Here is a 14,931-nt window from a genome sequence, read left to right on the forward strand (position 1 = left end):
CTCTCAGATAACGTCCGATTAAGTGTTTTCCCATGCAATATTTCCCCTTATTTGTTGATACCACGGCACTGAATGTGCTGGTTGTGGGGGCCGGCGAAGTGGCCGCCCGCAAAGCAGAGCTGCTGCTACGTACCCATGCCAGCATTACCATAGTGGCGCCCTGGGCGTGCTCTACGGTTGAACGGCTGGTCAGCGAACAATCTCAGTTGGAGTGGCATTCCCGTGAATACCAGCCACACGACCTTAATGGCCGTCAACTGGTCTTTGTGGCCACCAATGATCGCGCCCTTAACCAACAAATTAGCGAACAAGCTAAAGCCAGAAACTTGCTGGTCAATGTAGTGGATGCTCCTGACCAATGTGGTTTTATTACCCCGTCGATTATCGACCGCTCTCCTGTTCTGATTGCAATGAGCAGTGGCGGCGTAGCCCCGGTTTTGCTGCGTTATCTGCGCCAGAAGCTTGAAGCTGATATCCCCCGCAGCATCAGCCGCCTGGGTGCATTTGCCCAGACATTCAGGGAAAAGGTCAAGCGACGCTTCAACAACCTGACCCAGCGCAGGTATTTCTGGGAAGACTTCTTCGATGGCGATATTGCAGAACAAGTGCTTAAAGGCAATGAAGGTAAAGCCACACAGTTGATGGAGCATTATCTGGCACAATCGTCACCCAAAATTACCGGTCAGGTCTATCTGGTCGGAGCCGGCCCGGGTGACGCAGAATTACTCACATTTCGTGCCTTGCGATTAATGCAAAAAGCCGATGTGGTGGTATATGATCGTCTGGTATCGCAGGAAATTCTGGACATGGTACGCCGCGACGCAGAAAAGATTTATGTGGGTAAGGCGGCGAGTAACCACACTCTGCCGCAACAGGATATCAATCAATTGCTGGTCACCGAGGCGAAAGCGGGCAAACGGGTGGTGCGTCTAAAAGGCGGTGACCCCTTTATTTTCGGGCGGGGCGGCGAAGAAATTGAAACCCTGCTTGAGCACCGGATTGAATTTGAGGTAGTGCCCGGCATTACGGCCGCCAGTGGTGCAGCCAGCTATGCAGGCATTCCACTGACACACAGAGATCATGCGCAGTCTGTGGTATTTGCCACCGGACATCTCAAAGACGACTCTATAAATCTGGACTGGCCGGCACTGGTTCAAAAAGGTCAGACACTGGTATTTTATATGGGTCTGACCGGCCTGCCGGTTATCTGCCGTGAGCTTATAGCCAATGGCATGGACAAGAGTACACCCATCGCCCTGGTTGAGCAGGCCACTACTGCTAACCAACAGGTGGTGACAGGTACACTGGCTGACATTGAGGACCGCGCAACTCATATCAGGCCGCCAGCTCTGATTATCGTCGGCAGTGTAGTTACACTGCGAGATAAGCTGAACTGGTTCAAAACGGATTCGGCCAGCATAACACCCGCAAAGGCGTAACGTGATACCGTTGTTCCACAATCATCCCATGGCTATACTGACTTAAAATTGTCGGGATATTTTTCTTTGAGTGGTATGGGGCAAGTCTTTTATCGGGTTTCTTTTATCATAGCTACACTTTTAGCAAATCATCTGAGTCATGCTGAGCAAGTGGTGTTTGCGAAAACACAAAGTGATACCACAATTCAGTTAAGCTATAGCTGGCTGGATCATGACAACCTGCCTCAGGAAATAATATTTGACCTTGATAAGCAACAGGTCAATGAGCAGTTCCAGAAGCTGCTAACCTATCAGCCTCATATTGCCCAGCGTCATGTGATGATAGCGATGCAAAAAGCGGCGCAGGTGGTGGATCCCCGAGAAGCGCGGATTGAGGTACGAAAAGTAGGTGAAGAACTGGCTTTCGAAGTGCGATCACGAAAACGTGAGAACATCGAACACTGGCAAAAAAAGTTGCAGGAACTGCAGCAAAAAGCCTTTGATGACTACCTTTATGACAACTACTACGCCCATTTTACCAATCATTTCGGAAAGGAAGGGGTCAAACCGGACCATATCCGCTATGCACGGGAGAGTGTCGTAGCCTTACTGCCAGCTGCAAACGCCCTGTATGCCAAACTTAAAGACAACAGCCAGGCCCGGGCTTATGTGAATATGTTGCTGAGCTGGTTACAGACGATTCCTTATAACCCGCTCGAGAACAGAATGGTGTCTGATGGTTCAGGTTACCTGCCACCGGCGCAAGTGTTAGTCAATAACCATGGGGATTGCGACAGTAAAACCGTGGTGGCCGCTGCGCTGCTTCGATCGATGCTGCCGACGGTAAAAATCGCCATTATTTATCTGCCCAACCACGCACTTCTGGGCGTACAGCTGGCCCATAGCAGTAAAGATAAAACCCTGAGGCTAAACGGTAATACCTACATTCTGGCTGAGCCCACAGGCCCCGCCCTGATGCCTGCAGGTCAGATTGCAGAACAGAGCCTGGCCGCCATCGACGGTGGCATGTACAGCTTTGAAATCGTCAACCAGAACTAAATTCACCGCAGAGTCGCTGAGATCGCAAAGGACTCACCATTTATGTTATCGGTAGCCTGTAAGGAGCGAAGCGGATTACGGGATGGAGCTAAAAATCCCCGAATGCCTCTATTGTGGACCGCGACCTGTTAAAAAAAGACAAAAATAACCACAAGGGCACGAAGAACACAGAGGTATTAACAGTTTAATCCCCTTTACCTCTATGTGCCCTCCGAGCCTCTGTGGTGAAAAGTCTTTTACAAATGCTCTTCGGCGAACTCGGCCAGGCGACTGCGGACCACACCGTCGAGGTTAATGGTGGCACTGCCGGTAAAGTTCTTAAACTTCTCCACCAGATAGGTCAGGCCCGATGTCACCGGGCTTAAGTAGTTAGAATCAATCTGCGCCAGGTTACCGGTACAGATCAGCTTAGTGCCCTCGCCACAGCGGGTAATGATGGTTTTAAGCTGTGAGGCGGTCAGATTCTGACTCTCATCGAGAATGACAATGGCATTCTGGATACTGCGCCCGCGCATAAAATTCACCGACTTAAACTGGATGTTGGCCTTCTCCATGATGTAGCTCATGGAGCCTTTCACATTCTCATCATTTTTATGCAGCACTTCCAGTGAGTCGGTAATAGCCGCCAGCCAGGGCGCCATTTTCTCCTCCTCGGTACCGGGCAGAAAACCAATAGATTCGGCAATCTCAGGAGTGTTGCGGGTAACGATGATCTTGTCATACATTTTGCGCTCAATCACCATTTCCAGGGCCGCCGCGAGTGCCAGGAGGGTTTTCCCGCAACCCGCCGGGCCGGTCATAATAATCAGATCAATATAGGGGTCGAGTAGCGCGTGCAGCGCCATGGCCTGGCCGATATTCTTCGGATGAATCCCCCAGGCTTTCCCTGACATCAGGCGTTCATAACCCAAATCGAGAATTTCCAGGGTGGAGTCGGTCATTCCTTCCACTACAGCCGCAAACTGGTTTGAGTCATCGATTAGAAATTCATTGATATAGGCCTCAGGAAACACTTTACGATCAATACTATGCACCGTTTCGCGGCCTTCAGTGCGACTTTCCACCGACTTAACCTTGTCCCAGAAATTCCCTTCAAACTTATGATATCCGCGGCTGAGGTACTTAATATCGCTGATCAACTGATCTGTACGATAGTCCTCCACATGCGCCAGTCCGGCACCTTTGGCTTTGAGGCGCATATTAATGTCTTTGGTGACCAGCACGACCTGTCTTGGGGTGGCCCGCTGCTGAATATGCAGTGCGGCATTAATAATACGGTTGTCATTTTCATTGCTGGTGAAAACCTGCTGAGCCTTAGGCATACCGTGATCTGAAAAAATGGAGAAGTGCCCGGTCGGCGCCGAAACGCCCGAGCCCAGCCCCTTCAGCAAAACGCCGGCAGTAAGCTGATCGGGTGTAGCTTCATGTAACACATCTTCCATAGCGCGAATGGAAATACGCGCATCCCGGGCCACATCTTTTTTACTGTCTTTAATATAATCCAGCTCTTCGAGCACCGTCATAGGAACGACGACATCATTTTCTTTGAAGGAGAGAAAAGCAAAGGGTTCATGCAGGAGGATATTGGTATCGAGAACGTAAATCTTAGTATTAACAGCTTTGGTTTTGGCCATTTAGCGTCTCCGGCTGGGGTGCGCCACCAGCGGCCAGACACTGACCATTGGTGGCCATCAATGCGTCCATGACGAAAAAAGCATTCAGCCACGAACAGCACAAGCTTTTTGCTTTGTCGGCGTAAGTTTTAACGACGACAGGTTCACAATAAAACACTTTTGCCCGCTGATCATCTACTTTTAGAGGTCCCTTTGTTCTGCAAGGTAGGAAAATCTTTCCCGGCAGAGTAAAATCCGCCGCCGCACTACATTTTACCGGAGTTATTATGTCATTTGCCCTGGGGCAACGCTGGATAAGTCAGACAGAGTCAGAGCTCGGACTCGGCACAGTAGTAGAGATAGCAGACAGAACCGTCACTTTGCTGTTTCCGGCTACTGGCGAACAGCGCACCTATACACTGGCATCCGCTCCTCTGATACGGGTAACCTTTGGCATTGGCGACAAGATCGCCAGTCATCAGGGCTGGCAACTGCTGGTTGAAGAAATCAGTGAGCTGGATGGCCAGTTAACCTATATTGGCCAGCGCCTTGATACCGGTCTGAATACCAGCCTGAAAGAAACCTTTGTGGATCATCATTTTGTACTCGATCAGCCTGATCAGCGCTTGCTCAGTGGCCAGTATGATGATCCGAAATGGTTTGATCTGCGCCTGGCCTGTCTTGAACAGCAATATCAGCACCAGACTTCCCCCTTACTGGGAATGACCGGGGCAAGGGTAGACCTGATACCCCACCAGATTCATATCGCCGCTGAAGTGGCCAATCGCCATGCGCCAAGAGTATTGCTGGCCGATGAAGTGGGTTTGGGTAAGACCATCGAAGCGGCGCTTATCATTCATCAGCAAATTCTTACCGGCCGGGCCGCCCGGGTTTTGATTGTGGTGCCCAACAGTCTTGTACACCAATGGCTGGTAGAAATGCTGCGCAGGGTCAATCTGGCCTTTGCCATCTTTGATACTCAGCGCTGTCAGGCTTTGAGTGAAGAATCTGACAATCCTTTTGAATCTGAACAACTGGTACTCTGCAGTCTGGATTTTCTGACCCAAAACCCCAAATACCAGGCCCAGGCAAAGGCCGCTCCCTGGGACCTGTTGGTAGTGGATGAGGCGCACCATCTCGAATGGTCAGAACAGGCGCCATCAGCAGCTTATCAGTGTATCGAAGCGCTGGCTTCTGTTACCCGTGGTGTTCTGCTACTAACCGCCACCCCGGATCAACTGGGCCATGCCAGCCACTTCGCCCGTCTGCGTTTGCTCGATTCGGATCGTTTCTATGACTATCAGGCGTTTTTACAGGAAGAACAGGGTTACAGCCAGCTCGCTGAAGCTATCGCGCCGTTACTTGAAGGCAACTCGCTTACACCGGAGCAGATCTCTGACATCACAGAGTTTGCCCCGGAGCTGGCCGACAGACTGAAAAACCTCAATCAGGCTACTGAACAGGAGAAACAGCATCTGCTTGGTGAGCTGATTGATCGCCATGGAACCGGGCGCCTGCTATTCAGAAACAGTCGCTCTGGAATCAAAGGCTTTCCTGTACGTCACCTGCATAGTTACCCATTAGATTTGCCTGAACAATATCAGACGTTATTTCAGTCAGAGGATCTGGACGTTGAATACTATCTGACTCCTGAACGGCACGCCTCGCTGCAGGAACAATGGACCCAGTCGGATCCCAGAGTGGACTGGTTTATCGGACTGCTACAGCAATTTAAAAATGAGAAAGTACTGGTGATCTGTGCCAGTGCCGGCACAGCCATGCAACTGGCTGAAGCGTTGCGGATTAGGGCTGGCATTCACGCCGGTATCTTTCATGAAGCCCTGAGTATCGTTGAACGGGATAAAATGGCGGCATTTTTTGCCCAGTCAGAGCAAGGTGCTCAGACGCTGATTTGCAGCGAGATTGGCAGTGAGGGACGCAACTTTCAGTTTGCTCACCATCTGGTGTTATTCGATCTGCCACTGCTGCCTGACTTGCTGGAACAACGTATCGGGAGACTGGATCGAATTGGTCAGCAACAAGATATACAGATTCACCTCCCCTACTTCGCTCACAGCGCCCAGCAAAAGCTGCTTGAATGGTACCATCAGGGACTCAATGCTTTTGAGCACACCTGCCCGGTAGGCAGCACCGTCTATGAAGAGGTCCGGCACGAACTTCTCAATGCACTGCGCCCGGATTCAGAGCCGGGTCTGTTCGATAAGCTCTTAAAGCAAACCCGACAACGGTACCTTAAGCTCAGAGAAGATCTGGAAGCGGGCAGAGATAAACTGCTGGAACTGAATTCTTCCGGCCGCGGCAAAGTGGAGCCGTTACTGGATGCTATCCATAGTATCGATGATTCTGCCAGGCTGGAGCGATTTATGGGCAGGCTGCTTGACACCATTGGTGTATTGCAGGAGGACAAGAACGAAAGCAGCTATATCCTGCGCCCCGGTGACACCATGGTCAATCAGTTACCGGGTCTTGATGAAGAAGGCCTGACGATTACCTATGAGCGGGAGACAGCGCTGGCTATTGAGGATATTCAGTTTTTCAGCGCCGATCATCCCATGGTGCGACACGCCATGGATCTGATCCTTACCGACACGCTGGGAAAAAGCAGTCTGGCACTGATGCAGGATAAGTCTGTGGCAAATGGTTGCTACTTTATTGAATGCCTGTTTGTACTCAGCGCCAACGCCAGCCGTGATCTTCAGCTACACCGCTATCTGCCGCCTACCCCTATTCGCCTGTGTCTGGATGCCAAAGGCAAGGAAGTGATGCAACCCTTTAACGAGCTGCAACCACTGAACAACAAAATTGCCGGACAGCTCCTCAAGGCATTAGAGTCGCAGATTCAGACTGGCCTGAAACAGGCGGGCAAAGCCGCAGCGAAGGCTGCCCGGGAATTACGCCATTCCTGCCTGAGTAAAATGCAGGCAGAGCTCGGCGATGAACTGGACAGATTGCTTAACCTGAAAAAGCTTAACCCCAGCATCAGAGATGAAGAGATCCAGCACCTTGCCCACCAGATCCATCAGCTGGGTGAGTTGATCAATGGCGCCCGGCTGCAACTGGAAGCTATCCGGCTGGTGGTGAATTCTCACTGATGGCGCTACTTCACTACTTACCACCCTGCGAACCCTGGCTGAAAATCCTGTATCAGGATGAGGATCTGCTGGTACTGGATAAACCCAGTGGGCTGTTATCAGTGCCTGGAAAGGCACCCGAACATAAAGACAGCCTGCAAAACCGGGCACAGTCGGTATTCCCCACTGCCACGGTGGTACATCGGCTGGATATGGCCACATCCGGAATTATGTTGATGGCGCTGAACAAACACAGTCATCGACATGTTTCCCGACAATTCCAATACCGGGAAACCGAAAAAATTTACCAGGCCAGGATCTGGGCAACGCCAAAACAAAAAAGCGGTGAAGTTAACCTGCCGCTGATATGTGACTGGCCCAATCGTCCTAAACAAATGGTGGACAGGGAAAGGGGAAAATCCGCTCTGACCCGATGGCATGTACTGGAACATGAGCGTGCATCAACCCGCGTAGAGCTGGTGCCAATCACGGGTCGTTCGCATCAGCTCAGGGTACATATGCTCAGCCTGGGACATCCGATACTGGGTGATCGTCTGTATGCTCATTCACAGGCTCTGGAAATGGCCTCAAGATTACAACTGCATGCCTGTATGCTTGCGCTGACTCACCCGGTAACCGGGCAACGGATCAGATTTGACTCTTGCTGCCCGTTCTGACTCAAGTTACCGGCATTTCTCCCGATAAAAGACCTATGATAAAACGCATCTGTTTGCTTTTCTTTGTGTCACTGTGCTGCCATGCCGAGCAGTTAGTTCCTGCTGAGATGCGGAATCAGGATATTCAGCGTGGGTTCCCGGAGCACCAGTATCGCCAGCTCGAAGCCGGCGAGCAGCGCTTCGCCGCGCTATTCAGTGAGCATACCATCCCCAACAATATGGGCGTGGCTATTCTGGTCAATGATTTCAGTCTTTCTCACCTTGGCAATCAGTCTCTTGGTCCGCTTGCGCGTCATCTGAATGACGAAGGCTGGGTTACCCTGGTGATCACTGCGCCTGAGATTGAACTGTACGCTGTTCAGGAGTCCGGCGACAGTGAAGACGCAGCTGAACAACCAAAGAGCATCCAGCCTATTGAACCGGCGTCAATACTCAGCACCGAACAATACGAGCGCTTTGAAACGCTGATTAGCGAACGGGTGGATGCTGCCATACAGTTTACCCAGAACTACCCTGGCTTTGTACTGGTTATCTCACAAGGTTCCAGTGCCGCCGCGCTGCTGAACCATTATGCACAGCAGCAAACGGGGCTACCTGACGCTTTGGTGACGGTATCCCCCTACTGGCCTGAACCAGCGCGTAACCATCAACTGGCTGAGAAAATGGCAGGGTTGACGATTCCGGTGCTGGATATCTATAACCGCTGGAACAATGCCTGGACCCTCAGTCAGCGACAACAGCGACTGATTGCCGCTGAAAAAGCCCTGAAAATGCATTACCGGCAGCGTGAAATTGTCGGTACTGACCTTTATGCTCATCAATACCCCTATATTGCAAAAGAAGTTCAGGGATGGTTAATCCACATGGGCTGGTAAGAAGCCTCCTCGCCTGTTTGACAACGCTGTCATTTACCGCGAAACTATTAGCAGTTAAGGGATCCCCAATGGCACTTAACTGAGTAACCTGAACAGGATATTCGGTTAACGCTACATCAGGATAAATCCTGAATTCCTAACTATACTAGGGGAAAAACGGGCCGGAGTATTATTAAACCTGTGACTGTTAATAATTTTATCAACCGCAAAGCATCTCAACTGGTGTATTTCGTCAAAGCTTTCTGGGAGGGGCGCATCCCCTATCGGGAAGTGGACTTGTATTTCTGGGATACCATGGAGGAGTGGAGTCAGGTGAAAAACACGCTGACCCAACCTTGCACTCAGAAAGAGCGGGTATTCTGGCACTTGCTGCATCAGGTGCATTTCTGGTCAGAACAAAAATTACAGGAAGATCCCTACCTGCGCAGTGAACTCATCACCTGCCTGCAATACCTCGAAGGCGAAGGCCACTACCCCCTTGATTGTGTGGGTGTCAGGCCTTAGAACCACCAGCACCTTCTTTCTCCTTATCGTAAACCGAACACACTGCATAACCACTATTGTCTATTTACCGCTAGTCCAGCTTCAGCGATGCAACTCCCCCTCAATTCTGGACTATCTTCACCGTTTCTGTGAAGATTAGTAACAAGTTGTAATCACACCCTATCCAGGAATCTTATTCGCAAAAGGAGTTGTACCGTGAATCCATCACGTGTTTCGTTCCCCGTATATCTTTGTTTTATCTTATTTCTGACGGCCTGTGGAGGCGGCGGAGGCTCTGATGGCGGTGCACCAACAACGCCACCGGCGCCAGTTAATAACGCTCCGACCATTACCGGCACATCTGCAGCCACAGTAGATGAGGACGCTGACTACAGTTTTATACCCGAGGCCTCAGATGCCGATGGCGATACTCTGACCTTCAGTGTGGAAAACCTGCCGGAATGGGCTGGCTTTGATACAGATACTGGCGAGCTGAACGGTACCCCATCCAGAGAGGATGCCGGCATATATTCTGACATCGTTATCAGCGTATCGGACGGAGACATTACTCAGTCTCTGCCTTCCTTTGATTTACAGGTGTTGGCAGTCAGAGAAATTAGCCTTAATGGTAAAGCCACCGATGCACCGCTGAGTCAGGGCGAGATTACTGTCACTGTTGGCGACAACACTTTCAACACCACAGCAGATAATCAAGGAAACTATAATCTGACCATTGTCCTGCGCGACGGAGAATACTCACCTGCTGATATGTTGACCATTAAAGCTGTGGGTGCGGGTGAGCAGGCACATATTGAACTTATCAGCCAGATCACATCATATGAGACACTGATTGAAATAGCCGGAAGCGATGAGCAACTCATCGCCTCCGAAATTCCAAGGCTTAATATTACTCAGCTTTCCACCGCCCGATACCTGTTGGCCGCAGACAAGAATAATGGCGTTGCTGCCACACCAGAGCAGCTATCAGCCCTGGAGCAGGCTATTGATGCCGACAGGCTGCATACCATGGCAGGTCTGATTAAGTTACTGGCAGACAACCCGGCCTATGCTTTACCTGACTCAGCCAGCACCCTCACTGCCTGGCAAAGTGAAACGACTTCTGCATGGGAAACTGCAATGCAATGGCTGCAGGAACAAGGGCTGGCAGACGAAAGTGGCGATTATGCCCAGGCCTTTGCACTGGATTTAAACACGGCCATTAATGCCACGTTAACTGATACGGATGTTGTGCAGGCCATTACGGATGAGGATCTGGTTGGTATTCATATCCTTTCCCAGGCCCCGCAACAGGGTCATGTGCCATCTAGTGAAATCATTCTGGAGCTACATGCAGACGGCACCGGCATGGCATTTGTTGAGGGAGTCAAAGGATACGATTACGAAGTTGGAGAATTTGAACTTACCTGGACTAAAGAAGGCAACAGATTAATCCTGAATTACCCTTCCAGAGCAGAAGAAGAGCTAGTATGGGTCCCACTCTCGGAAAAAGAGGATATTTACAAAGATTATCAGATTCTGGCCGATCAGTATGGTTTTTCGCATGAGCTGGTTGAGCAGATAAATCAGGCCGCTAATGAACATACTATTAACGTCTACCTGGATAAAAAAACAATACAGGAATCCTATACTCTGATACCAGGAGAGTCCGGCATTATCTGGGCTCAAGGTTCCCACCAGGTTACTTATACCCTTGATTCATTAACGTCCTACCTCTCGTGTGAATGTGTGAAAGAACTGCCCACAGCCCAGATTACGCTTAAAAGCAGCCATCAGCTCTATACGCAGGTTGGAATGGGTCAACCTGATATGACAGCAGATTTCTCATCTGGAAAATGGGCATTACCGCTCAGTTATACAGTCCCCTCAGCCTATGAAGTGGCCGATGGGAGCCTGGAAATGACGAACTATATTGTTGATCTGATGACGGTCAATGGCGAACAGACCACCGCCAGATTAAGCGGCAAGAGCATTGTCGGTAATGTTGAAGAGAATAAACTATCTGTTACCACGGCAAACGAACGCTACGAGTATATTCCCTTCGCTAGCAACGGCGTGTTATATGCAGCACTGGTTAATCATTATGTGGATGAGGAACTTGAACAGCGCCTGGTCAGGTGGATAGCCAAAACGAATCAGCCTGATGATCTTGAGTTGGAACTGACCAATATACTGACTTCTGAACTACCCTATGGATGGAATTCCGTGTGGGAGTTCGGCCATTGGGCTTCATCGGATTATCAGAACAACGGGTTAATAAAGCAAGAACGGGCGTTTGCTCTTATTTTATCCAAGAATAATGACTACACAAGCATCAATCCTGAAGCCTCTTCTGATGCTGTTGTTCCGAGTTTCTGGCGAAAAGACTATTCTGGCTGGGAGATAACATCTGAAGGCCTTGTGTCGATGCTTCACGTTATTACAGATCGTAGTTACGTAACCAGAGACTGGATTCTTTTAGGTGGAGATGAAAATCAGTATCTGATTCTGGAGCAACGCAGAGGTTTTAACGACAGGAACGGTAACGGCCAGGTTGATAAGGATGAGGAAGGCCTAATTCAGACCCCTTTGCTGAAATGGCTGCAGAAAGTCGATCTTAGCCAGTGGCAGGAAGCCTGGGAAAATTCCACCCTGGACTGACCTAATACACTAAGCCTATACACAGCCCCCCGCAAAAGCGGGGATCTCTGTTATAAAGATAAGATCTGAAGTGTCACCGAATAATTGCTTTGCAAACGAGATTAAACTTAAGCGGAAACTTTCTTTATAAATAAAAAGGGCGCCTCTGCGCCCTTCTGGAACGTGATTGAAGACTTAGTTAGTCACAACTGTACCACCCACTAACCTGAATTCCGGCATCCTCCATTGCTTGTTTGTCATCACAAGTCAGATTGTGTGAGCCTGAAAGATAGACTCTCTCAAGAGAAGGATGAACCAGCGTTGCAGAAATATCCTCCAAACTGGAATTCCCATAGGCATCAATATATTTGAGCTTGGGTAGCTTATCTATTCCATTCCAGTTAACCAAAGCTGAATTGTAATCAATCTCCAGTCTCGTCACATTAGGCATAGTGGCGAGACTGTTTAAGCTTACCAGTTGACTGGAATCAACCTCTAAGGTAGTCAATGCATCTAAAGTAGGTAAACTAGCTAGTGTCGATAAAGAGGTATTTTCCAGGCTCAAATCCGTTAGGTTGGATAGTTCCGCCAGCTCTGAGAGAGCTGCCCCATTATCAATATAATACAAAGTAATACTGGTCAAATTAGGAAGTTGCGCAATCCCCTCCATGGAAGCTACTTTAGAATGACAGCGGATACTGGTTATATCCATCGCATCTGACCCACGCTGTCGTATACACGAACTCAGATTTTCATCCGCAAATACCAGGTTCGTTACGGGAACCTCTACACAGTCAGCTGGCACTTTGAAATCAATATTAGAGAACAATTCCTCTGTCTCAGCCAATGTCTGACAGGTCAGTTCATTGGCCTGTCGAACATCTAGATAGCGAAGCGATGATGTATTCTTGAGGAAATTCAGGCTGGTCAAACGCCTTGATTGCATAGTCACCGAACTCAGTTTAGTCAGCTCCGCCAGGTCCGGCATAGTTTCTATCTGGTTCCTGCCAACATACAAAGCCTCCAGATTGGTCAATAACTCGAGTCCATCTCCACTGGTTGTTGCATAAGAGCCAGACTCTACTACGAGGATCTGAAGATTATCCATTTCTTTCAGAAAGCCAAAGTCGCTGGTTTGTAGCTCTTTAATACTAAGCAATGCTACCGAGCTAGCTGTTCCCAAATTGATCGCATCCTGCTCATTTAAATAACCCCAGTAAACGGCTTCCAAACCTTCCAAGGCACTCAAATCTGGCAGACTCCCGTTGGTATTCAAATACTCGGCTTCTAAGGTCTGTAAAGAGATTATTGAGGATAAAAAGCTCAGATCATTGATATGACTATTACTTATGTTCAGGTAAGTCAGTTGTTCAAGTTCCGTTAACGCCTCGGTGTTTAAGGAAATACCGTAATTACCAGTATTCGATAAATCTAATGATTTAAGACTGCTAAGACCCGACAAGGGTTGAAGCTCACTGAGGTTGTCAAGTTGGGCCAGACTTAATTCTTCAAGATTGGTAAGTTGCCCGATTGCACTGATATCACTGATTCGCCTGTTACCGGACAGATCAAGAGACTCCAGAGCGGTCAGTTCAGCAAGAAAGCCCAGAGTACTGATATCAACCTGGGACAAGGTCAGTGATTTCAGTTTGGTAAGATTAACGATAGTCTGATAACCAGACAGCAAATTGGTATTTTTAACACTCAGTGCTTCAAGCTCTGTCAGTTGCTCAACAAATTCAATATCCAGTTCACCACCAGAACCGCCGAGACTGAGTTCCTTGAGAGCTGTGAGTTGATCAAGAGGGCTCGTATCGATTTGCGATAACCCCTCAATATTCAGACTCTCTAACTGCCCCTGATTTAACAACGCACTAAGATCTCTAACTTGGTAGTTGTAGCTTATATCCAACGACTTTAAGTTGTTTAAATCAACCAGAAAAGACAGCGTATTTAATCGGGTATTAGACAAGGTCAAATGAGTAAGGCTTTCGAGTTCTTTCAGGCCCCCAACGTCTGTGACCTCAATATTGCGTATATCCAGCGCCTCCATATCCGTCGCTGAAGTCAGACTAGCCAGAGAGACGCCAGGCCAGTTGCGGTTTGAATCCAACTCTAATGTTTTAAGTGCTGTTAACGGCGCTAATTGCTCACTCAGGCCATAAAGAGTTCCCTGTGTCTCAATTTTAAGCGTTTGCAGGCCTTGCAGACCGGCCAGATTCATTGTAATACCGGTGTTATTCTTAGTGATATCCAGATGTTTCAGTGTGTCCAGATAAGCAATACCATCCGTATTCTGTAAAGCACTGCCCTTAATAACCAGTGACTCGAGTTGTGTCATTTCAGCGATACCATCCAGATCAGCGATAGAATAACCATCGCAAGTCAAAGATCTGGTGCCGGAATCCGCTGATTGAGCAGACAGGCAGTTTGACAAGCCTGGATCCGCAATTAAAGACTTATCAATCTCCGGATAAACCGATAAATCTACCGTTACAGATGCAGTAGCTGTATCCCCGTCGTTATCGGTTACGGTGAGAGAAAATTCCAGTTGCTCTTCTTCGGTCAGTGCCGGGGCACTAAAACTCAGTATTGAGGTGGTACCTCCCAACAGTTCGACTTCTGTACCAGAGGTCTGTGACCATTGATAACTATCTATCTGGCCGTCTGCATCAGATGCCTGTGCGGAAATCTCAATACTATCCCGCTCAAAGGCTGTGACAGATTCTAAACCGGAGATAGTGGGTAGCTGGTTTGGTGCCTGCGGCTGTGGCGTTGGCTGACTGTCTGATGAACCACCACCGCATGCACAAAGCACAAGACATGCTAGAGATATTAGATACTGTTTACTCATTTTCTGACCCAAGTTTTATTATATTAATGTCAAAATCAAAGGAAAAAACGAGCATGAGAGTCGGAGGTATTGCGTCTCATCCATGGCGCTTGGTCATTCCTTTGCTTGATGAAGCGTTTTTCTGAAGGTGTTAAAAAACGCTCTAAAAATACCAAACATTCACGAATATGTAAATAAATGTGCTTATCGGACAGTTTCTTACTTTAGTTGCTCCAACAAAATG

Annotated in this window: 9 protein-coding genes; 7 read left to right on the forward strand and 2 right to left on the reverse strand. The window is 48.9% G+C overall.

The genetic code is table 11. The features are described from left to right. The first annotated feature begins 32 nt into the window (after nt 1–32). Together cysG and CDA54_RS02325 are read left to right on the forward strand one after the other, a co-directional pair. Nucleotides 33–1,439: a siroheme synthase CysG gene (gene cysG / locus CDA54_RS02320; RefSeq protein ID WP_099033398.1), complete on the forward strand. Its 1,407-nt coding sequence runs from the start codon at nt 33–35 to the stop codon at nt 1,437–1,439. A 75-nt stretch (nt 1,440–1,514) separates the two neighbouring features. After that, nucleotides 1,515–2,477, forward strand: a complete 963-nt coding sequence (locus CDA54_RS02325) for a transglutaminase-like domain-containing protein (RefSeq protein WP_099033399.1) — start codon at nt 1,515–1,517, stop codon at nt 2,475–2,477. 236 nt (nt 2,478–2,713) lie between these two features. Here CDA54_RS02325 and CDA54_RS02330 read toward each other — a convergent pair whose 3' ends face one another. Beyond that, on the reverse strand, nt 2,714–4,111 hold the full coding sequence (locus tag CDA54_RS02330; protein ID WP_099033400.1) for a PhoH family protein: 1,398 nt from the start codon (nt 4,109–4,111) through the stop codon (nt 2,714–2,716). Between the two features lie 266 nt (nt 4,112–4,377). Here CDA54_RS02330 and rapA point away from each other — a divergent pair, with 266 nt between their 5' ends. From rapA to CDA54_RS02355, 5 genes are all read left to right on the forward strand, one after another. After that, on the forward strand, nt 4,378–7,203 hold the full coding sequence (rapA, locus tag CDA54_RS02335) for an RNA polymerase-associated protein RapA (RefSeq protein ID WP_099033401.1): 2,826 nt from the start codon (nt 4,378–4,380) through the stop codon (nt 7,201–7,203). Beyond that, the gene (gene rluA, locus CDA54_RS02340; protein WP_099033402.1) at nt 7,203–7,859 is read left to right on the forward strand and encodes a bifunctional tRNA pseudouridine(32) synthase/23S rRNA pseudouridine(746) synthase RluA; all 657 of its coding nucleotides are present in this window, start codon (nt 7,203–7,205) and stop codon (nt 7,857–7,859) included. The genes rapA and rluA overlap by 1 nt, the downstream gene beginning before the upstream one ends. A 35-nt stretch (nt 7,860–7,894) precedes the next feature. Next, the gene (locus tag CDA54_RS02345; RefSeq protein ID WP_143452247.1) at nt 7,895–8,734 is read left to right on the forward strand and encodes a DUF3530 family protein; all 840 of its coding nucleotides are present in this window, start codon (nt 7,895–7,897) and stop codon (nt 8,732–8,734) included. 180 nt (nt 8,735–8,914) lie between these two features. Next, the gene (locus CDA54_RS02350; RefSeq protein ID WP_099033404.1) at nt 8,915–9,238 is read left to right on the forward strand and encodes a hypothetical protein; all 324 of its coding nucleotides are present in this window, start codon (nt 8,915–8,917) and stop codon (nt 9,236–9,238) included. A gap of 195 nt (nt 9,239–9,433) precedes the next feature. Beyond that, on the forward strand, nt 9,434–11,875 hold the full coding sequence (locus CDA54_RS02355; protein ID WP_099033405.1) for a putative Ig domain-containing protein: 2,442 nt from the start codon (nt 9,434–9,436) through the stop codon (nt 11,873–11,875). Between the two features lie 178 nt (nt 11,876–12,053). Here CDA54_RS02355 and CDA54_RS02360 read toward each other — a convergent pair whose 3' ends face one another. Next, nucleotides 12,054–14,672: a leucine-rich repeat domain-containing protein gene (locus CDA54_RS02360; RefSeq protein ID WP_180237089.1), complete on the reverse strand. Its 2,619-nt coding sequence runs from the start codon at nt 14,670–14,672 to the stop codon at nt 12,054–12,056. Nucleotides 14,673–14,931: the final 259 nt, after the last annotated feature.

Source organism: Lacimicrobium alkaliphilum (assembly GCF_002591895.1).
Taxonomy (GTDB): Bacteria; Pseudomonadota; Gammaproteobacteria; order Enterobacterales; family Alteromonadaceae; genus Lacimicrobium; species Lacimicrobium alkaliphilum.

Excerpts from the sequence above, each read along its gene's own strand:
- CDA54_RS02345 (WP_143452247.1), top strand. The coding sequence starts at position 7,895 with ATGATAAAACGCATCTGTTTGCTTTTCTTTGTGTCACTGTGCTGCCAT.
- rapA (WP_099033401.1), top strand. The coding sequence starts at position 4,378 with ATGTCATTTGCCCTGGGGCAACGCTGGATAAGTCAGACAGAGTCAGAG.
- CDA54_RS02325 (WP_099033399.1), top strand. The coding sequence starts at position 1,515 with ATGGGGCAAGTCTTTTATCGGGTTTCTTTTATCATAGCTACACTTTTA.
- cysG (WP_099033398.1), top strand. The coding sequence starts at position 33 with ATGCAATATTTCCCCTTATTTGTTGATACCACGGCACTGAATGTGCTG.
- CDA54_RS02330 (WP_099033400.1), bottom strand. The coding sequence starts at position 4,111 with ATGGCCAAAACCAAAGCTGTTAATACTAAGATTTACGTTCTCGATACC.
- rluA (WP_099033402.1), top strand. The coding sequence starts at position 7,203 with ATGGCGCTACTTCACTACTTACCACCCTGCGAACCCTGGCTGAAAATC.